Origin of the sequence: Paenimyroides ummariense, from assembly GCF_900115115.1 — a bacterium.
Lineage (GTDB): Bacteria > Bacteroidota > Bacteroidia > Flavobacteriales > Flavobacteriaceae > Flavobacterium > Flavobacterium ummariense.
The window spans coordinates 59998-81007 of record NZ_FOVI01000011.1; the positions used below are offsets into that span (position 1 = coordinate 59998).

General features: G+C 35.0%; 18 protein-coding genes. 7 read left to right on the top strand and 11 right to left on the bottom strand.

What is annotated here, in order from left to right; all coding sequences use genetic code 11:
* Positions 1-83: 83 nt before the first annotated feature.
* Both BM253_RS09605 and bshA read left to right on the top strand, forming a co-directional pair.
* A complete protein-coding gene (locus BM253_RS09605) occupies positions 84-2966 on the top strand; it encodes a serine hydrolase domain-containing protein (protein WP_091522967.1) in 2883 nt (960 codons plus the stop codon).
* Between the two features lie 20 nt (positions 2967-2986).
* Positions 2987-4114, top strand: coding sequence for an N-acetyl-alpha-D-glucosaminyl L-malate synthase BshA (bshA, locus tag BM253_RS09610; RefSeq protein ID WP_091522971.1), 1128 nt, complete (start codon positions 2987-2989; stop codon positions 4112-4114).
* Between the two features lie 14 nt (positions 4115-4128).
* Here the strand turns inward: bshA and BM253_RS09615 are convergent, their stop codons facing one another.
* The 6 genes from BM253_RS09615 to BM253_RS09640 form a co-directional block, all read right to left on the bottom strand.
* Positions 4129-5682 (bottom strand): M28 family peptidase, encoded by a 1554-nt coding sequence (locus BM253_RS09615; protein ID WP_091522974.1) that lies wholly within the window; start codon positions 5680-5682, stop codon positions 4129-4131.
* Between the two features lie 61 nt (positions 5683-5743).
* Positions 5744-6790 (bottom strand): peptidylprolyl isomerase, encoded by a 1047-nt coding sequence (locus BM253_RS09620; RefSeq protein WP_091522977.1) that lies wholly within the window; start codon positions 6788-6790, stop codon positions 5744-5746.
* A 10-nt stretch (positions 6791-6800) separates the two neighbouring features.
* The gene (locus tag BM253_RS09625; protein ID WP_091522980.1) at positions 6801-7862 is read right to left on the bottom strand and encodes a peptidylprolyl isomerase; all 1062 of its coding nucleotides are present in this window, start codon (positions 7860-7862) and stop codon (positions 6801-6803) included.
* Between the two features lie 3 nt (positions 7863-7865).
* The gene (gldI, locus tag BM253_RS09630; protein ID WP_091522984.1) at positions 7866-8402 is read right to left on the bottom strand and encodes a gliding motility-associated peptidyl-prolyl isomerase GldI; all 537 of its coding nucleotides are present in this window, start codon (positions 8400-8402) and stop codon (positions 7866-7868) included.
* Position 8403: 1 nt separating this feature from the next.
* The gene (locus BM253_RS09635; RefSeq protein WP_091522988.1) at positions 8404-9417 is read right to left on the bottom strand and encodes a DHH family phosphoesterase; all 1014 of its coding nucleotides are present in this window, start codon (positions 9415-9417) and stop codon (positions 8404-8406) included.
* A 48-nt stretch (positions 9418-9465) separates the two neighbouring features.
* Complete coding sequence (locus BM253_RS09640) at positions 9466-10146, bottom strand: Crp/Fnr family transcriptional regulator (protein WP_091522992.1); 681 nt, start codon at positions 10144-10146, stop codon at positions 9466-9468.
* 97 nt (positions 10147-10243) lie between these two features.
* On the opposite strand from BM253_RS09640, the gene BM253_RS09645 reads away from it, so the two are divergent.
* Positions 10244-12616: a heavy metal translocating P-type ATPase gene (locus BM253_RS09645; RefSeq protein ID WP_091522995.1), complete on the top strand. Its 2373-nt coding sequence runs from the start codon at positions 10244-10246 to the stop codon at positions 12614-12616.
* Positions 12617-12645: 29 nt separating this feature from the next.
* Here the strand turns inward: BM253_RS09645 and BM253_RS09650 are convergent, their stop codons facing one another.
* Positions 12646-13443 (bottom strand): DUF2797 domain-containing protein, encoded by a 798-nt coding sequence (locus BM253_RS09650; protein WP_091523110.1) that lies wholly within the window; start codon positions 13441-13443, stop codon positions 12646-12648.
* Positions 13444-13523: 80 nt separating this feature from the next.
* Between BM253_RS09650 and BM253_RS09655 the strand changes: the two genes are divergently transcribed.
* Positions 13524-15038, top strand: a complete 1515-nt coding sequence (locus BM253_RS09655) for a GH3 auxin-responsive promoter family protein (RefSeq protein WP_091522999.1) — start codon at positions 13524-13526, stop codon at positions 15036-15038.
* Between the two features lie 16 nt (positions 15039-15054).
* Positions 15055-15498 (top strand): hypothetical protein, encoded by a 444-nt coding sequence (locus BM253_RS09660; RefSeq protein ID WP_091523003.1) that lies wholly within the window; start codon positions 15055-15057, stop codon positions 15496-15498.
* Positions 15499-15743: 245 nt separating this feature from the next.
* Here the strand turns inward: BM253_RS09660 and BM253_RS09665 are convergent, their stop codons facing one another.
* The gene (locus tag BM253_RS09665; protein WP_091523006.1) at positions 15744-15980 is read right to left on the bottom strand and encodes a hypothetical protein; all 237 of its coding nucleotides are present in this window, start codon (positions 15978-15980) and stop codon (positions 15744-15746) included.
* 117 nt (positions 15981-16097) lie between these two features.
* Positions 16098-18260 carry a S46 family peptidase gene (locus BM253_RS09670; RefSeq protein ID WP_091523009.1) on the bottom strand — a complete coding sequence of 721 codons (2163 nt, stop codon included), beginning with the start codon at positions 18258-18260 and terminating at the stop codon, positions 16098-16100.
* Between the two features lie 94 nt (positions 18261-18354).
* Between BM253_RS09670 and BM253_RS09675 the strand changes: the two genes are divergently transcribed.
* On the top strand, positions 18355-18735 hold the full coding sequence (locus tag BM253_RS09675) for a ribosomal maturation YjgA family protein (RefSeq protein WP_177205760.1): 381 nt from the start codon (positions 18355-18357) through the stop codon (positions 18733-18735).
* Here the strand turns inward: BM253_RS09675 and BM253_RS09680 are convergent.
* Positions 18718-19158: a GNAT family N-acetyltransferase gene (locus BM253_RS09680; protein ID WP_091523013.1), complete on the bottom strand. Its 441-nt coding sequence runs from the start codon at positions 19156-19158 to the stop codon at positions 18718-18720. The two genes, BM253_RS09675 and BM253_RS09680, sit on opposite strands and share 18 nt — an antisense overlap.
* 12 nt (positions 19159-19170) lie before the next feature.
* Complete coding sequence (locus tag BM253_RS09685) at positions 19171-20409, bottom strand: 3-deoxy-D-manno-octulosonic acid transferase (RefSeq protein WP_091523017.1); 1239 nt, start codon at positions 20407-20409, stop codon at positions 19171-19173.
* Between the two features lie 126 nt (positions 20410-20535).
* Between BM253_RS09685 and BM253_RS09690 the strand changes: the two genes are divergently transcribed.
* Positions 20536-20997: an SRPBCC family protein gene (locus BM253_RS09690; RefSeq protein WP_091523020.1), complete on the top strand. Its 462-nt coding sequence runs from the start codon at positions 20536-20538 to the stop codon at positions 20995-20997.
* Positions 20998-21010 lie beyond the last annotated feature (13 nt).

Genomic DNA, 21010 nt, shown 5'->3' on the forward strand with positions numbered 1-21010 from the left:
TTTTTTAACGGAAAATTCCGAATTTATATTATTAATTTCATGTTCAAAAGTTTATTTTTGATGATGTTTTATTTTTAACAGTTATGAAAAAAATCTGGTTAGCGTTTTTATATATTCCCTTAACAATATTTGCACAACCCAAACAAAAATTTCAGCCTGCACAAAAGTGGGTAGATAGTGTTTACAACCAAATGTCGTTCGATGAAAAAGTGGGGCAGCTTTTCATGGTGGCAGCTTATTCTAATCGTGATGAAAAGCATGTTCAAGAACTTTTAGATTTAGTGAAAACTAAAAATATTGGTGGTGTCATTTTCTTTCAAGGTGGTCCTGGGCGTCAGGCACACATGATCAATAAATTACAGCAAGCATCAAAATTACCTTTGTTTGTTGGGATTGATGCCGAATGGGGATTGGGAATGAGGTTAGATTCTACTTATGTTTATCCATGGAATATGACGTTGGGTGCCGTTCAGAAAAATGATTTGATCGAACAAATGGGAACGCAGATGGCAGCACAATCTAAGCGTATGGGCATTCATTTTATGTTTGCACCGGTTGTAGATGTCAACATCAATCCGCTAAATCCTATCATCGGAAACAGATCTTTTGGTGAATCTAAAGAAAATGTTGCTGATAAAGCAGTAGCATTAATGCGCGGAATGCAAGAAAATCAAGTGTTTGCAACAGCAAAACATTTTCCTGGGCATGGCGATACCGCAACCGATTCGCATCACGCACTTCCGAACATCGATTTCGATAAAAGAAGATTAGATAATATCGAACTATACCCTTACAAAAAACTGATAAAAGAAGGCTTAGCATCCGTAATGGTGGCACATTTGTCGGTTCCTGCGTTAGAACCTAAAAAGGATGTTCCAACATCATTGTCATACAATACCATAACCAATCTTTTAAAAGACGATTTAAATTTTAAAGGGCTGATTTTTACCGATGCCTTAAATATGAAAGGCGTTGCGAATTTCAAATCTCCAGGAGAAGTTGATCTGGCAGCATTTTTGGCAGGAAACGATGTGTTGCTTTTTGCAGAGAACGTTCCATTGGCAATTCAGAAATTTAATGATTCGTTTGCAAAAGGCGAGTTTACCGAAGATCGTTTGGCACATTCGGTTAAAAAGATTTTACTTTACAAATACAAAGCTGGTTTAAACAACTACAAACCAATTGAAACTAAAAATTTATATCAAGATTTAAACAAACCGGAATATACCGATTTAAGCTATAAACTGTACGAAAATATTGTTACCGTTGTAAAAAACAATAAGAACACGTTGCCTTTTAACAGCAGCAAACAGCAGAATATTGCCTATGTAAAATTGGGGGACGATGTAAATGATACTTTTATTGATGCGTTGCAAGCAAACCAGCCGGTTACGGTTTTTAATCATTATCAGATCGAAGATCATTTGGAAGATTTAAAAGCGTTCGATTTGGTTATTGTAGGTTATCACAAAGCAGACGGAGTTTGGAAAAAACACGATATGACTCCGGACGAAATTACGTTGCTTGATAATATCGCCAACACCAATAAATCTATTTTTGTATCGTTTGTAAAACCGTATGCGTTAAGTGCGGTTAAGGATTTTTCGAAGTTTGAAGCGGTTGTTTTAGGATATCAGAATAACGTAATCGCACACAGAAAAGTGACCGACGTTCTTTTTGGAATGCAGCCTGCAACAGGAAAATTGCCGGTTTCTATCGGCAAATTCTTCAAAGAAGGCGATGGAATTGATGTAAAAGCAAATAAAAATATTCGTTACGGTCGTGCTAGCGAAGAAGGTTTTAACGAAGCGAAGTTGAAAGAAATTGATGCTTTGGTTAATACTGCAATTAAGAATAAATATACACCGGGAGCGCAGGTTTTAGTGGCACGTAACGGTAAAATTGTCTATAATAAATCGTTTGGAAAAATGACGTATAATGACAATGTTTCGGTTACCAATCAAACGATTTACGATTTAGCATCGCTTTCTAAAATGTTGGGAACACTGCCAATGGTCATGAAAATGTACGATGACGGAAAGCTGCGTTTCGAGCAGAAATTAGGCGATTTATTACCTGAATTTAAAAGAACCGACAAAGCTAACATAAGTGTTAAAGAATTATTGACACATAATTCGGGTTTGGTAGCGTGGATTCCGTTTTACAAAGAAACGTTAGACAGTAACGGAAAACCGAAGGCCGATTTGTATCAACCAACATTTTCAAAAGAATTTAATTTGCAGATAAACGATAATCTGTTTTTAAAATCAGATTACAAAAAAAACATCATTGAAACCATTGCAGAATCAAAATTAGGGAAGAAAGAATACAAGTACAGCGATTTAAATTTCATTTTATTATCAGAGATTGTTGAAAGATCGTACAAAAAGCCTTTGAACGAACTGGTTAATGAATATTTTTACGAGAAAATCGGAGCGAAGACCTTAACGTATCTTCCGCAGACAAAATTCGATTTATCGCAGATCGCTCCAACCGAAATCGATAATTATTATCGTTACACAACCGTTCAAGGTTATGTGCATGATATGGGAGCTGCCATGTTTGGTGGTGTTGCAGGTCATGCAGGATTGTTCGGCAATGCGTTGGACGTATCTAAAATGATGCAACTTTTTTTAGACGGAGGCAAGTTTAACGGCGAAGAAATCATATCGCAAAAAACCATAAACGATTTTAATACTTGTTATTATTGCAAGGAAGGAAATAGGAGAGGAGCGGGTTTTGATAAACCACAATTAGGTAAAAGCGGACCAACATGCGGTTGCGCTTCAAAACAAAGTTTTGGTCACACAGGATTTACAGGTACAATGGCTTGGGCAGACCCGGAAAACGATTTAATTTACGTTTTTCTATCGAACAGAACCTTTCCAAGTGCCGATGACAACAAGCTTTCAAAAGCAAATACAAGAGAAGATATACAGCAGGTAATTTACGATGCTTTAAAATAATTAATTTTCCACATTTAAATATGAAAATAGCCATAGTTTGCTATCCAACCTTCGGAGGAAGTGGAGTAGTAGCAACAGAATTAGGTATTGAATTAACAAAACGCAATCACGAAGTACATTTTATAACCTACAGTCAGCCGGTTCGTCTGGCGCTTTTAAATAAAAATATTCATTACCACGAAGTTGTGGTACCCGAATATCCTTTGTTTCACTATCAGCCTTATGAGTTGGCTTTGTCAAGCAAAATTGTTGATACGGTAAAAGAATACGGTATCGATCTTTTGCACGTACATTACGCCATTCCACACGCTTTTGCAGGTTATATGGCAAAACAAATGTTGGCAGAACAAGGCATTTCGCTGCCTATGGTAACCACTTTGCACGGTACCGATATTACGTTGGTAGGAAACCATCCGTTTTACAAAACCGCAGTAAGTTTCAGTATCAACCAGTCTGATTATGTGACTTCGGTTTCGGCAGATTTGAAAAAATCGACTTATGAATTGTTCGATACTACCAAAGATATACACGTTATACCGAATTTTATCGAGGATAAAAATGTTACGCATGTACAATGTAAACGGAATTTGTTTGCAGAAGATGGCGAGCGAATCGTTACACACGTTAGTAACTTTAGAAAAGTGAAACGAATTTTAGATATTGTGAAGGTTTTTAACGGTATTCAGAAAGAAATGCCTGCAAAACTAATGATGGTGGGCGATGGTCCGGAACGATTGGGAGCTGAAGAATTAGTAAAAGAATTAGGCATTGAGAATAAAGTGATTTTCTTTGGAAATTCATCAGAGATCGACAGTATTCTGAAATATTCCGATTTGTTTTTACTTCCGTCCGAAACCGAAAGTTTTGGTTTGGCAGCATTAGAAGCCATGGCAAATAAAGTTCCCGTGATTTCATCGAACACCGGCGGATTACCCGAAGTAAATGTTCAAGGTGTTTCCGGTTTTATGGACAACATTGGTGATATAGACGGAATGGTTCAACACGCTATAGAAATTTTAAAAGATGATGTTACGCTGCAACAATTTAAAGAACAAGCGTATGCGCATTCAAAAAACTTCAGTGTAGATAAAATTGTTCCACTATACGAAGCCATTTACAATAAAGCATTAAAAAACACGCTTGTTTAAGCGTGTTTTTTTTTTTAATAATCTTTAGAATTTCGTTTTGGCTCTTTTATTGTTGGCCATTCGGTAGTTGCTGGTAAAACTCTTTTTTCGTTTGATATTTCGTTGGGATCGTTTGCGGCTTCTAAAGTTAAAATTGTAGTTGTAATTACGTTTCGCTCTAATTCTTCAAAAACAATTTTATCATAGGTATCTCGGTTGGTATGCCAAGTGTATTGACCGTAATCCCAATTTTGAGTTCCTAAGTTAAAAGCCGGAACACCTGCAGCTACAAACGATGCGTTATCTGTTCCGCCACCTTGCGGCATTCCCGGATAATCGGTTTTAATGTGTTTTCTGTTGTTTTCAGGAACATTCTGTAACCAGGTTCCTAAATAATTATAAGCCTGTGTAAAACCTTGTCCGCCAATGTAATTGATACGACCGGTTCCGCTGTCTTGATTAAAAAGGACTTTTATTTTTTGAACTTCGGTTGGGTTATCCATAATATATGCACGTGAACCATTCAACCCTTGTTCTTCGCTTCCCCAATGTCCAATTACAATGGTTCGGTCGTTATTCGGAGCATATTTCTGAATTAAACGGGCAACTTCCATCATTAAAATAGTTCCCGTTCCGTTATCGGTAGCACCTTGCGCGCCATCCCAAGAATCTAAATGTGCCGAAAGCATTACATATTCGTTTGGTTTAGTTTTTCCGGGAATCGTCGCAATTGTATTAAAGGTTTTAGCTGTTCCTAAATTTTTAGATTGCGTATTAATCTTTAATTTCGGAGCTTTTCCATGAACCTCTAAACGATGAAGCAAACCATAATCTTCTAAACTAACATCAACCATTGGTGTGTTTTTAGCAAAACTATAAAAAATACGGTTGCTGCCCATTGTACCAGTGTAAAACGATTGTACAAAGCCAACAGCGCCCTTCTTTTCTAAATATTCAACGATTTCGCGTGTAGTTTTTCCGGTCATTTTTATACTGTTGTTCCAAGCGGTTAAATCATCGCTTTTTTCTTTTTTGAACGATGTAAAATCTTCTTCGGTTGCGTGTTCTTTCCACTGATTTTCTGGTCTGCCTGATTTTTGATATGGAGAAATTAAGACGATTTTTCCTTTAACCGAATTAGCCCATGTTTCAAATTCTGCTTTAGATTGAAAAAGTGGCATCGCAACAACTTCTGCTTCAATTGCTTTTTTAGTATTGGCATTCCAAGCAAGCTGCATTCCGTCTATGGATTTAATTCTCGGATGTGTCATTTCGATCTGTGTTGTGCCCCGCTGCCATGATTTCCATTCGCCATAAGCAACATTTTCAGCAGAAATATTCCATTTTTTGTACGTGTCAACAACCCAATTGTGAGCCTGTTGCATTTCGGGAGATCCTACCAAACGCGGACCAATTTCATCTAAAAGTTCAAATGCCAAATTTTCAAGCTGACTGTTATTTTCAACTTCATTGATGATTTCGCTATAGATAGATTGCTTGTTTTGCTGAAATTTATTCTGTGCTGAAACAGATAGACTTAATACAGAAAACGAAAGTAAAAAGGCAGATTTTAAATAGTTTTTGTTCATTGTTGATTTTTAAGGATAGATTAGGAATTTAAAAGCAAAAGAGGCAAAAGCCTCTTTTATATTATTTTGAAATATGCAATTCAAAAATTAAATTTGTGTTTGGTGGAATGGCACCAGGATAACCTTGTTCGCCATAACCCAAATGCGATGGAATAAAGATGTACGCTTTGTCACCAATGCCCAATTGTTCGATACCTTCGATAAAACCTGGTATCATTCCTGTTTTCTGACCATATTCAAAAGGAATTGGAATGTATTGGTTTGCTGCTTTGCGCTGTGCATTTAATACATTGTACTTTGTTGCAACATCTTCTAAACTGGTATCAAACAAACGTCCGTCTTCAAAATATCCTGCATACGCCACATTAATTTTGTCGCCTTGCTTTGGTTTTTCGCCGTTTCCTTTTTCAAAAATATAATAAGATAAACCGCTGTTAGTAGTAGTAGCTTTTGTTTTTGCATCTTCTAAAACCGCTTTTGTTTCGTTTGGAACTTTGTTAGCTTGTTCTTGTTTTTCTTTGAAAACTTTAGCCGCATCAAAAGCTTTTGCTTTATCGCCCGAACGAATAATTTTTATGGTTTCTATTTTATCGCCTTGTGCAATGGTGTTAACAATTTCTTGCCCTTCAATAACATGACCAAAAACACTATGCATACCATCTAAATGTGGCGTAGCAACGTGCGTAATGAAAAATTGCGAACCGTTTGTTGTTGGTCCGGCATTTGCCATAGATAAAATACCCGGTTTGTCGTGTTTTAAATCTGCATGGAATTCATCAGCAAATTTATAACCTGGTCCGCCTTCGCCTGTTCCTGATGGATCACCACCTTGAATCATAAAGTTTGCAATAACGCGGTGAAAAGTCAATCCGTCGTAAAAAGGTTTGTCTTTGAATTTTGCTTCAACAAACGGGTTTTTACCTTCTGCCAAACTTACAAAGTTAGCTACCGTTAACGGAGCTTTTTCATACTCTAATTGAGCTGTGATTGTTCCTTTGTTCGTTGTTATTTCGGCATATAAGCCTTCTGGTAAATTGGTTTCTTCTTCTTTTTTACACGCTGTAAATAAGGTTGCCGTTAATACAGCTAATGCTAAAATTTTCTTCATTTTATAGTAATTAAGGTTTGATGTCTACGTAAAAAACTAGGTTTGAATTTGCTGGAATTGGTCCCATAGCGCGTTCGCCATATCCTAAATTCGATGGAATAAAGATGTATGCTTTATCTCCTTTGTTCAATTGTAATAAGCCTTCGGTCATTCCTTCAATAAATCCACCTTTATTTCCAAAAGTATAATCTAAAGGCTGGTAAGCGTTTGCGTTTTTTCTTTGCGGATTTAAAATTCCGTGTTTTTCTGCCAAAGCTTCAATACCTGTATCAAACAAAGTTCCGTCTGCTAAATATCCTGCATAATCAAAATGAATGTTTTCACCTTCGGTTGGTTTGATACCTGCACCTTTTTCTACAACATACATTTTAATTCCCGATGGATATGCCGTTGCTTTTGCAAGATAATCATCGAACATTTTTTTTGATTCGATTTTTAAAGCTTCTGCTTGTTTCTTTTTAAGCTCATCTGCTTTTTTTGCTTTTTCTAAAGTCTCTGTAAATGTTTTAGCAGCATTGAATTTTTTAGCATCTTTTCCTACACGAACGATTTCTACTTTTTCAATAACATCGTTTTGTTCAATAGCATCCACAATTTTTTGTCCATCAACAACTTTTCCAAAAACGGTATGACGACCATCTAAATGAGGCGTAGCAACATGTGTAATAAAAAATTGCGATCCGTTTGTTGCTGGTCCGCGATTTGCCATAGATAAAACTCCAGGACCATCATGTTTCAAAGTTGGAACAATTTCATCTGCAAATAAATATCCCGGTTCTCCAGATCCATCGCCTTTAGGATCGCCTCCCTGAATCATAAAATTAGCAATAACGCGGTGAAATTTCAATCCGTTATAAAAAGGTTTTCCTTTGTATTCTGATTTAACCTGCGGATGTGTTCCTTCTGCCAAAGCAACAAAATTTGCTACGGTTAACGGCGTTTCATTGTAATATAGTTGGGTGGTAATGGTACCTTTTTTGGTAACAAAATTTGCGTACATACCATCGGCTAACTTGGTTTGTGCAAAAGCTTGCGTGCTAATTAACGCAAAAGCAAATAATAGTTTTTTCATTTTTTATTCTGGTTTAATATCGTTAAGGGTTACTTTACAGATTAGCGGAACGTTGGTTCCAATTTTTTCTTTATCGCCCAAATAGCCATATGCCATGTGCGATGGAAATATAAACGAAACCGTTTCGCCTTTGTGCATTAATTTTACGGCGTGGCGCAAACCAACCATAATTTCCTGCTTATCTACTGCGTAAACTTTTGGGGTTGTTTCGGCTTTTGTATAAATTAAATTGCTATTGATGTCGTAAATTTCAAAATCTAATTTAACAATATCTCCTTTTTTAGGAAGTAAGCTGTCTGTCGTAACAGCAACATCGTATTTATACCAAAATCCTAAAGTTGATTGGTAATAATGATGAGCCGAATCTTTTTTAATGACGTTTTGAATCAGTTTTTCTTCGTCTTGAACAATATTCTTGTTTCGCTGAACAGATTCCTTTATAAAAGTTCCCGAACTGTAACTCACCGGTTTGCGAGGCTCGGGCTGTTTACAGGCAAACAATAAGCCGGTTAAGGCAAAACATGCAATTATTTTTTTCATATTACTGTTTGTTGATATTGTTTAAAATGGTTTCAAAGTTTAGAACGGTTTGTTCCAAGGTATCGAACGATTTTCCGCCGGCTGCATTAATATGTCCGCCACCGTTAAAATAACTGCGGGCAAATTCGTTTACATCAAACTCACCTTCAGATCTAAAAGAAATCTTAATCATTCCTTCTTCTTTATTTTCGATGAATATTGCCGCCAGATTAATTCCTTTTAAAGATAATCCGTAATTTACAATTCCTTCGGTATCGCCTTTCTGATAATCGAATTCGTTTAAATCGTCTTGAGAAAGAAATGTGTACGCCGTACTTTTTTCGGGCATTACCTTTAAATGCTGTAGCGCTCTGCCCAATAATTGCAACTGATTGAACGATGCCGTGCTGAAAAGTGAATTGTGTACTTTTGGGTTATCTACACCTAAATCAATCAAATCTGCAACTACGCGGTGCGTATCGCCGGTTGTTTTTACGAATTTAAACGAACCAGAATCTGTTACAATTCCCGTATAAATACATGTTGCTGCATCTCTATTAATATATTGTTGAAGATTTAATTCTTCTAAAAAACGATATAATAATTCGCAGGTTGATCCAAAAGAAGTATCAGAAACCGTGATTTTTGCATACGCATCGGGCATTTGATGATGATCAATCATTACAAACGGTTTGCGCAGTTTCTCTAAATACGATCCCATTTGATCGCCTGCACGGTGCAACGCATTAAAATCTAACGTAAAAACCAAATCACTTCCTTGTAAAAAAGTTTTGCAGGCATCGAAGTTTTTTTCGAAAACTAAAACTTCTTCCGAAGCCGGAAGCCAAGAAATAAATTCAGGAAATTCGTTCGGTGAAATTACTTTTACGTTGTGGTTAAGCTGTATTAAAACGTGGTAAAGACCTAAACACGAACCTAAAGCATCACCATCGGGGTTGCGGTGCGGAACAATTGTTATTTGTTTGGGCGTTTTTAAAAAATCGGTTAAAAATGCTGTATCGTTTGTATTCATCATAATGCGAAAATACACAAATTAGCATTTACTTTAAAAGGCTTTATAAAATTATTGTGCTAAACTTTTTAATTCGTTCAGCTTTAAAATTTTTATTCTTTTTGCTTTTAAATCTATAATTCCCAGTTTTTTTAATTCGGCAAGCAGTCTTATGCAGCTTTCGGTAGCAGTTCCAACCATACTTGCAATTTCATCGCGACTTAATTGCAGGTTTAAAAATCCTTCTGCATCAGTTCCGGCAGAATCTAAAACATCGAGCAAAGCTTGTGCTAAACGTTCTTTTACGGTTTTGTGTGTATGGTTTATGGCAAAATCGGTTGCGTAGTTAAGGTTTTGGCAAACGTCTTTTGTAACTTCAAACGAAAAATTTTTGTTGTTGCCAATAAAGCCTAATACTTCATTTTTCGGAATAAAACAAACCTGCATGTCTTCAACAGCAACGGCACTTAAAGTAGCTTTTCCTTCGGTTAAGATCGATGTTTGTCCTAACAAATCGCCTTTGGTAATCAGTTTTAGAATAGTGTCTTTTCCGCTGGAATTCATTTTAACCAATTTGCATGTGCCTTGTTTAATGCAGTAAACGCCGTTCATTACATCGCCTTCGCTAAAAATAACGTCGCCTTTTTTTATAAGAAAACTGTCTTTACACTTCGCTAAATGAATCAATTCGTCTTTAGACAAAGCCTTTAACGAACTTAATTCTCTAACGATGCACTGCTCACACTTGCTCATTAAATTAGTTTTTACAAATATACGGTTATTATGACAATTATCATTTTTTTTGACAATAGACCTTCGGAATTTTGTACAAGGTATAAAGCAAAAAGAAATGTTGAATTGTTATCATTGTGGAAATGATATCGTTAAAAATGAGGTAATTGTTTTTAATGATAAGGATTTCTGCTGTAAAGGCTGCCAAACAGTTTACGATTTATTTTCGGAAAACGGTTTAGGCACTTATTACGATTTTGAAAAAAATCCGGGAGCCGCACCAAAAGATTTTGGTTCTAAATATAATTATCTGGATAATACAGATATTGCCGACAAACTGCTTGATTTTAAGGAAGGATCCACGCAGATTATCCGTTTGTACATTCCGTATATTCATTGCAGTTCGTGTATCTGGATTTTAGAAAACCTGAATACTTTAAACCCTGCCGTAACTCATTCACAGGTAGTTTTTTCGCAAAAAAAAGTAAGTATTACCTATAATAGCGAAAATATATCATTGAAAAATCTGGTGTTGCTTTTGGCGTCAATCGGTTACGAGCCTTACATAAGTCTAGAACAATACGATGCAAAACCAAAGTTGATAGATCGCGGTTTACTTTACAAAATTGGCGTGGCTTTTTTTGGTTTCGGAAACGTTATGCTGCTTTCATTTCCCGAATATTTTAATGTAGAAGATGTTTGGATGCACCAATACCGCGATTTTTTCAGATATTTCAACATACTTTTGGCATTGCCCGTTTTTCTTTATTCGGCAACCCCTTATTATAAATCGGCTTATCACAGCATAAAAACCAAGGCATATAATATTGATATTCCTATGGCATTGGGAATAATCGTCATGTTTGTACGCAGTTTGGTTGATATCTTTTTTCAAGACGGCGCCGGATTTTTAGACAGTATGTGTGGTTTGGTTTTCTTTATGCTTTCGGGCAAATTAATCCAGCAAACAACTTATAATTTTTTATCGTTTGAACGAGATTACAAGTCGTATTTCCCAATTGCAGTAACAAAAATAGATCAGCAAAAGGAAATTCCCATTCAGGTTTATGAAATCGAAAGAGGAAATCAATTGTTGATTCGCAATGAAGAATTAATTCCTGTTGATGCTATTCTGCTATCTGATACCGCTTTTATTGATTATAGTTTCGTAACGGGTGAGGCCGTTCCGGTTGAGAAAAAATCGGGTGATAAAATTTATGCGGGCGGGAAGCAGGTAGGTAACGCCGTGACTGTTGAAGCCATAAATACGGTTTCGCAAAGTTACCTGACGCAGTTGTGGAGTAATGAGGTTTTTCAGAAAAAAGTTTCTCAAAAAATACAGACTATTACCGATAAAGCCAGCCATATTTTTACGCCGGCTTTGTTAACCATTGCTATTATTGGTTTTATTGGGTGGAGTTTTACAAGTTTTAACAATGCGTTTAATGTTTTAACCGCCGTTTTAATTGTTGCATGTCCGTGTGCTTTGGCATTAACTGCGCCTTATACCTGGGGAAATGTGATTCGATTAATGGGAAAACGAAAGTTTTATTTGAAGAATACCGCCGTAATTGAACAGCTTTCTAAAGTTGATACAGTTGTTTTTGATAAAACGGGTACGCTGACATCAAACACAAACCAGCAGATTAAATACGTGGGCGATCCGCTTTCAAAAGATGATTTAACAGCTGTGAAAAACATTGTGCGAGGTTCAAACCATCCTTTAAGCCGACGGTTGTATTTGATTCTTCCGGAAACGTCTATCGAAAAACCTGTGCATTATCAGGAAGTTGCAGGAAAAGGTATCGAAGGATCTTTTAAGGATCAAACGTTGAAAATTGGTTCGGCAAATTGGGTAGGAGCGACAGATGCTTCTGAAATCAATCAAACTAAAGTTTATATCAGCATAAATAATAAAATCAAAGGTTTTTATGTGTTCGAAAACAAATACCGCGAAGGAATTAAGGAATTATTTGATACACTGAAAAACAGAAATTACAAATTATATGTGCTTTCGGGCGATAATAACGGCGAACAACGTATGTTGGAACGATTGGTTCCTGAAAATACCCGTTTGATTTTTAATCAGAAACCTGATGATAAACTGAATTTTATTAAAAATTTACAGCTTGCAAACCATAACGTATTAATGATTGGCGACGGTTTAAACGATGCCGGTGCATTAGCCCAAAGTGATATAGGAATATCGATTTCAGAAAACGTAAATGTTTTCACTCCAGCCAGCGATGCTATTATTGATGCATCGGTTTTTACTAAACTGCCTTACTTTTTAAATTTTGCAAAAAATGCCATGAAAACCATTAAAATGAGTTATTGCTTTGCAATTACTTATAATATTGTCGGGTTAAGCTTTGCATTGTCTAACAATTTATCGCCATTAGTTGCTGCGATTATTATGCCGGTAAGTACTGCAACTATTATAAGTTTTGTAACGGTTATGAGTAATTATTTTGAGAGGAAAAGTAAGTAGTGCTTTGTGACACCTTTAAAAAGATACAATCACAAAACACTCACATTTACTTTATAGCCTTCATAGCTTCTAACATTAAAAACTGTTCCGTCTTCAAACAATAAATATTGTCCTTTAATACCGATTAATTTGCCGGAATAATTCGGAGTTTTATCTAAATTTAAACTATTACAGCTTGTAAGGTATTTTTCAACCGGATAATTCAATTCATAAATTTCGTGATTGGTTTCTTTATAATACGGAATAATTTCGACAGGTAAAAACTGTTCAATATTCTTAACAGCCTCATTCAAATCAACATTAAAAATTTGATTCAGCAACATTTTTCGCCAGTTGGTTTTATCGGTATAATGATTTTTTAAAGCAACTTCTGTAATTCCTGCTAAATATCGGTTAGGAACTTCGGTAACTGCAATCGCAAACGATGCACCTTGATCAATCCATCTTGTAGGAACCTGAGTTTTTCTAGTCACACCAATCTTTAAATCGCTAGCAACAGCTAAATAAACAATATGTGGTTGCAATTGCACTTTTTCTTCATACGCTAAATCTCGGTCGGCAATACCTAAATGTGCAGTGCTTAATTCCGGACGCATGATCCAATCGCCGGCAGCAGCACTTTTCATAAAACAATCGTAACAAAAACCTTGTCTAAAAATTTTTTTCTCTTTTTTGCAATTTAAACATTGGTAACCAATATGCTGAATTTCAATCTGTTTGTTAATAACTTGATTCATATTAATAAACGCTTGTTCAAAAACCAGATAATATTGTATAGGATTTAAAAATTCGGTGTGCATTTTATTTAAAACTCCTTCGTATTGCATTAGATTTTTTTTATTTTTGAATGAATTGTAAAAGTACAAAGTAATAAGCATATTTTGCATTTTAGCACAATTAAAAGCACATGGCATTATCTATTATTAACTCTATTGTTTCGTGGATTTTAAAAAAACGTATTCATCAGATTGAATTGTTTATGAAATATCCGCACGAAGTACAAAACGAATTGCTGTTGAATTTAATTCAGCGGGCAAAGCATACCGAAATAGGGAAGAAGTACGATTTTTCATCTGTTTTAACCTACGAACAGTTTGCAGACCGCGTTCCGGTTGCAGCCTACGAAGATGTAGAGCCTTTAATTGAACGTAGCCGCAAAGGCGAAGCAAACATTTACTGGCCAGAACCAATTAGGTTTTTTGCAAAATCGAGCGGTACAACCAATGCTAAAAGTAAGTTTATTCCGGTAAGTTCCGATGCTTTAGAGAATTGTCATTACAAAGCCGGTAAAGATATGCTGTGTTTGTATTTGAATAATAACGAGGAATCTCAACTTTTCACAGGAAAAAGTTTACGTTTAGGCGGAAGCAAGCAGTTGTACGAGGATAACAACACGGTTTTTGGCGACTTGTCTGCCATATTGATTGATAATTTACCGTTGTGGGCAGAATTGGGATCAACACCAAGCCATAAAACATCTTTAATGAATGAGTGGACAGAGAAAATGAAAGCCATTGTTAAAGAAACCAAAAACGAAAATGTTACCAGTTTGCTTGGTGTGCCTTCGTGGTTAATGGTTTTGCTGAATAATGTTTTGCAAGATACCGGAAAGAACAATTTACTGGAACTTTGGCCAAATGCCGAAGTTTATTTTCACGGCGGAATTAGTTTTGAACCGTATCGCGATCAGTACAAAAAAATGTTTCCTAAAGATTCGTTCCGTTTTTACGAAAATTACAACGCTTCCGAGGGATTTTTTGCCATTCAGGATCGAAATAATGCCGACGATATGTTGCTAATGTTAGATTATGGAATTTTTTATGAATTTATTCCAATGGATACCTTTGGTACATCTAACCAAAAAACAGTATCTTTAGCGGGTGTTGAAATCAATAAAAGTTACGCCGTAGTAATAACCACCAATTCCGGGTTATGGCGTTATTTAATTGGCGATACCGTTCGTTTTACATCGTTAAGTCCGTATCGAATTAAAATTACGGGCAGAACCAAGCATTACATTAATGTTTTTGGCGAAGAATTAATGATCGAAAATACCGATACAGCCATAGCAAAAACAGCGAAAGAATTTAACGTAGATATTGTTGAATATACGGTAGCGCCTGTTTTTATGAAGGATAAAGAAAAAGGCGCACATGAATGGATGATTGAATTTAAAAAAAATCCTGATGATTTAAAGGCTTTTACAAAAAGACTCGATGAAAATATACAGGGAATAAATTCAGATTACGAAGCCAAACGTTACAACAGCATGACCTTGAATGAATTGGTTTTAAATGTAGCACAACCGGATCTTTTTCATTTATGGTTAAGCAAAAAAGATAAATTGGGCGGACAAAATAAAATTCCACGATTATCAAACGATCGATGTTATCTGGAACAATTAAAAGAATTGAATAATTAAATATCAAATAAATATTATGAGTGAACAACCGGTAAATATTAATTTCAGATTAATTAATATTACAACAGAAGAATTTAAAGTAAATGAAGTTGACACAGAAAACGGAACTTTAGATTTAAATTTTGATTTTCAGTTTGGCGTTAACAATGACAAAAAGTTTGTAAAAACTATTGCTAAATTCAAGTTTTTATTAGACAAAGTTGAAGTTATTGATGTAGCTGTTTCTTGTGAATTTGAATTTGAACCTGCAGGATGGGAATTCTTCGTTAAAGGCGAGCAATTAATTTTACCTAAAGGCTTGTTACAAGAGTTGGCAATGTTTACAATGAATACAACACGTGGTGTATTACATACTAAAACAGAAGGTCACAAATACAACCGCTTGTTTATTCCAATGATTGGTGGCGAGTTTATTAAGCAAGATTTGGCAATACCGTTAAACCCAACAACGGTTAACTAATAAAAAAGGATGTTTCAATTGAAGCATCCTTTTTTATTTGATTTTATTTTATTTAATGATTGATTTTAAAACCTTAATTTCTATAATCTTTATAAGTTGATTTTTTCAGTCATTCTGAACGAAATGAAATGAAGTGAAGAATCTTTAAAAAGATAAATTTCCGACAGGTTTTTATAATCAGAATTTAATCCAACAAAAAAGCCTTGCAATGCAAGGCTTAATTAGTTTTCTATCTTAACTAGAAATTACTTAGCTGGAGCAGCCTCTGTAGCTGGAGCAGCTTCTGTAGCTGGAGCAGCTTCAGTAGTAGTTTCTGTTGTAGTAGTAGTTTCTTCAACAACTGGAGCCTCTTCAACAACTGGAGCTTCTGTAGTTGTAGTTTCAACTGTAGTTTCTTCAGTTGTAGTTTCTTTAGCTGTATCTTTACAAGATACGAATGCAACTGAAGCTACTAATACTAATGATAATGCTAATTTTTTCATTTTTTTAATTATAAAAGTTAATTATTAATTCTCTACAAAGATATGAATTTTTTAATACCACAATATTTTTTTGTATTTTTTTTTATAAAATATTTATGGTGCGTAAAAAGCTGTTTTTTAGCGCTTTGCTTTCTTTGTTTCTTTAGGTTTTACTATTTTCATCTCCTCAATAAGGTGTTTTGCACCCGCATATTTATCAATAACGAACAAAATATAGCGAGCATCAACCATAATGTTTCTGCAAATAGCCGGATCGTAATGAATATCGCTCATAGTTCCTTCCCAAACACGGTCAAAATTTAAACCTATTAAATTACCGTGCGCATCAATTGCTGGTGAACCAGAATTTCCGCCTGTTGTGTGGTTGGTAGCAATAAAGTTTAGAGGTAATTTCCCGTTTTTATCTGCATACGGACCAAAATCTTTGGTGTTATACAAATCAATCAGTTTTTGCGGAACATCAAATTCATAATCACCCGGAACATATTTTTCCATCACCCCATCTAAATAAGTAACATGGCTGTAAGTAACAGCATCACTCGGTTGGTAGCCGTTTACTTTTCCGTAAGTAACGCGTAAAGTTGAGTTGGCGTCTGGGAAAATACGGGCATCAGGAAACAATTCCAATTGCGCTTTCATATACGTACGTTGCAAACTTTCTAGTTCTAAAGCCATTTTATCGTAGTTTGGTGCAATGTTGCTAAAATAATTGTCTGCTAAACTTTTAGCTAATGCATAACCAGGATCTTTCTGCATGTTTTTCACCACATCGGCAGCTTTTCCGTTCATTAATTTTTTTAAACCGTCGTAAGATGTTAATGCAGATTTGCTGTAAATATCGTTACCTAAAGCAACATAATCTTTATCTTTAATAGATGAAGGCGTAAGGTTTGCAGGCGCTTTAGTTCCGTACAATTTCACTGTTTCATTGAAAATTCCGTGGTCAACATCTTTATTATAATCTTTATATAAAGATTCTAATCCTTTAACTAAATTGTCTTTACGGTCGTTAAAAGCTTGCTCACCACCTTTTGTAAAAGCGTTTTCTAACTGATACAAACGGAAACCAACCGATAATAATTCGTTATTTCTTAAAACAACTTCTTGGAAATAATCGCGTGCTAATGTATAAGGAGTGATTTCTTTGTAGATTTTTTCGAACTGTGGCAGTAAATTACCGTATTCGTTCATTTTATTTTTTTCGTTTGCACGTTTAATGAACTCTTGCTCAAACGATTTTTTAATCGCAACGGCATTCGATTTTTTTAAACCTTGACTTTCGCCAATCCATTTTTTCCAGTAGTTTGCGATGCTAGCGTATTTTGAAGCATACTGAATTTTGATTGCCTGATCCTGACGCATAAATCCATCGGCAACTTTCAACGCTTTGTCACGGATTTCAATTTTTGCCGGATTTAAATCGTTCACAATTTGTTCCACTGCAAAAGAAGGAAGGTATTCTTGCGTTCTGCCCGGATAACCGTAAACCATTGTAAAATCGTTTTGTTCTACACCGTTAATCGAAACTGGTAAGAAATGTTTCGGTGTGTAAGGCACGTTATCTTTAGAATATTTTGCAGGTCGGTTGTTTTTATCGGCATAAATTCTAAACAAAGAGAAATCTCCGGTATGACGTGGCCAAACCCAGTTATCAGTATCCGATCCAAATTTTCCGATGGATGATGGTGGTGCACCAACCAAACGAACATCTTCAAAAGATTCAGTTACAAACAGCATGTATTGGTTTCCTTCAAAAAAGGTACGAATCATAACACTTTGCCAAGCTTCGCGTTTGTATGATTTCTGTAAATCGTTAATGTTTTTCTGAACCGCAGCTTTCTTTTCAGCTTCACCGTTTATAGCATCAACACCGTTCATTATTTCTTTGGTAACATCGTGAATGCTTACAATAAAAGTAACTTCAAGATCTGGATTTGGTAATTCTTCTTCGTAAGATTTAGCCCAAAAACCGTCTTGTAAATAATCGTGTTCTACCGTTGAATGCGATTGGATTTCGCCGTAACCACAGTGGTGGTTTGTAAGCAATAATCCTTTAGATGAGATAACTTCTGCGGTACAGCCGCCGTTAAATTGCGGAACCGCGTCTTTTAAGCTAGAATTGTTAACATCATAAATATCGGTAACCGACATTTTCATTCCAAGGCTTTTCATTTCCTTTTCGTTCATTCCTTTTAATAAAGAAGGAACCCACATGCCACCTTGTTGGGCAAAAATTGGAAACGAAACTAATAATACGATAGCTCGTAGTAATTTTTTCATTTTTTAGATTTGTTAAAAGAGTGAAAAATTTGAATGCCCAAGGTACGAATTTTAAAACGATTTTTTTATGTTTGATGTTTATTAGCCTGCATTTATGAAGTTTTTAAGATTTAATTTGCGCTATTTTGTACTAATGCTGGTCATTTTTGCGGTAGAAGTTTGCATTGCGCTTTTTGTACACGATAATTTTATTCGTCCGTTTGTGGGCGATATTATTGTAATTTGGTTTGTGTATTATTTTATAAGGGCTTTTGTAAACTGCAAGCCTATTTATATTGCGTGGTTTACCTTGACATTTGCCTTTGCTGTAGAAATTGGCCAGTATTTTAAATTGGTAACTGTTTTAGGATTAGAAGATAACAAGCTGGCGCGAATTGTTATAGGAACATCGTTTTCGTGGTGGGATTTACTTTGCTATGTAATTGGTTTTGGATTTTTGTTTTTACTGGATAAAGATTTAAGGAAAAATCATTAAATCGCGTTTGTGTTTTTTAAACTGTTCTTTTTCGTATAGTTGGATAGCACGTTGATTGTGTGGCTCCACCTCTAAAACAATTTTCTTGTAGTTGTTTTCTTGTGCGAATTGTTTAATGAATTCCATTGCTTTTTTACCGATTCCTTTTCCCTGATAATTATTGTCGATATACAGTTCATCTAACAAAAGCACATTTCCGCTCATTTCAAAACTAAAAAACTGAACCAAAATTGTATAACCACAAATTTCGTTGTTGTATTTAATTACAAAACATTTACCGGCTTCAGGTTTATTTATAAATTCTAAAAAAAGGTTTGTAGTGTTTTCTTTATTGATAGGATATCCGTCAATTGCATAAAAATCAATCATTAGGTTTACAACTGCAGGAATGGTTTCGGTTTTTAAGAGTTCGAATTTTATCATGAATTGAATTTTTTATAAGTTTTGAGTTCGTTCAACAAAATCCATAATAACTTTAGTAGCGTTTTTATTTTTCAGAACAAACTCTCGATTTTTTTGTCCTAATTCCTTTCTGTAATTAAGATCAGAAATTAAACGGTTAAAAGTCAAAACTAATTCTTCTGTATTGTTCACAACCAAACAACTTCCTAAAGCAACCAAATCTTTTGCTTCTTGAAATTTTGAAAACTTCGGACCAATAACCACAGGTGTTCCATAAGTTGCAGGTTCTAAAATATTATGTAATCCGGTTTTAAAAGCACCGCCAACATACGCAATATCTGCATAAGCGTAAATCTGCGTTAAAATTCCAATAGTATCAATAATAAAAACATCGGCATCTTTCAAATCTTCGGTTTTGTAATTAGTATATCGAACCGTTTTTTTATCAATTTTAGAAATCAGTCGAGTAATTTCTTCTTCTTTAATATTATGCGGTGCAATAATAAATTTAATGTTTTTACTATTGTAAAGGTACGGCAGATAAATTGTTTCATCATCGATCCACGAACTGCCAATAACAATTGTTGTGGTATTGTTTTTAAATTCCGCAATAAAATTTAGCGGTTGTGCACGTTCTACAATCTGTGCCACACGGTCAAAACGTGTATCGCCATTTACGATTGAATTATTAAAATTGATCGATTTAAGCAGTTGAGCAGACGCATCGTTCTGAACAAAAAAATGATTGAAACTTTGCAACGCTTTTCTGTAAAAACCACCATACCATTTAAAAAATAATTGATTTTTACGGAAAATCCCTGAAATTAAATAAGTAGGAATATTTCTGTTTTTAAGTTCGTACAAATAATTCGGCCAAAATTCATACTTAATAAAGAACACCATTTTAGGCTGCACAATATCTAAAAATCGTTTTACATTTTGCGTTGTATCTAACGGAAGATAAATAGTGTAATCGGCAACTTTGTTGTTCTTTCTGATTTCAAATCCCGACGGAGAAAAAAATGTCAGTAATAATTTATATTCGGGATATTTTGTTTTGATTTCTTCCATCACCGGCAAACCTTGTTCATATTCGCCTAACGAAGCTACATGAAACCAAATGAATTCTTGATTTTTATCGATCTTATTTTCTAAAACAGCAAAGGATTGCTTTCTGCCATCGACAAACAATTTCATTTTCGGGCTGAAAAATCGTGAAAAAGGCAGTAAAAATGCCGCTAAATTGATGCCTAACTGATAAAGAAATTTCATGTAAATTTATTATTGCTGTAAAAATACAAATTACCTAATAAATTGTCTTATGAAAAGATTTTAAAGATGATAATTTATTAAATTTGAGTTACAATGAACATTTAAAGTATCACAAAAATTATTATAATGGAAAAATTACAGTTTACAATTGATATTCCGGCACCAGCACAGAAAGTTTATGAAGCAATGCTTGGTTTGAATGATAAAAGCACCTACGAAAGCTGGGCATCGGTTTTTAACCCAACATCAACTTATGAAGGCAGCTGGAACAAAGGCGCCAAAATTTATTTTGTTGGAACCGATGAAAAAGGGGAGAAAGCTGGGATGATTTCGCAGGTTGAAGAAAATAATCCTGCAGTTTTCGTATCAGTTCGTCATTACGGTTTTGTTCAGGGTAATGAAGAAGTTACTGAAGGCGAAATGGTTGAGAAATGGGCGGGAGGTCACGAAAATTATACGTTTACAGAAAATAACGGTAACACAAAAGTTACTGTTGATATTGATGTAATCGATGAATATTTAGACTATTTTAAGAACATCTATCCAAAAGCGTTAGAAGCTTTAAAAAATGTTGTTTTAAACGGCTAACTATAAAATAATT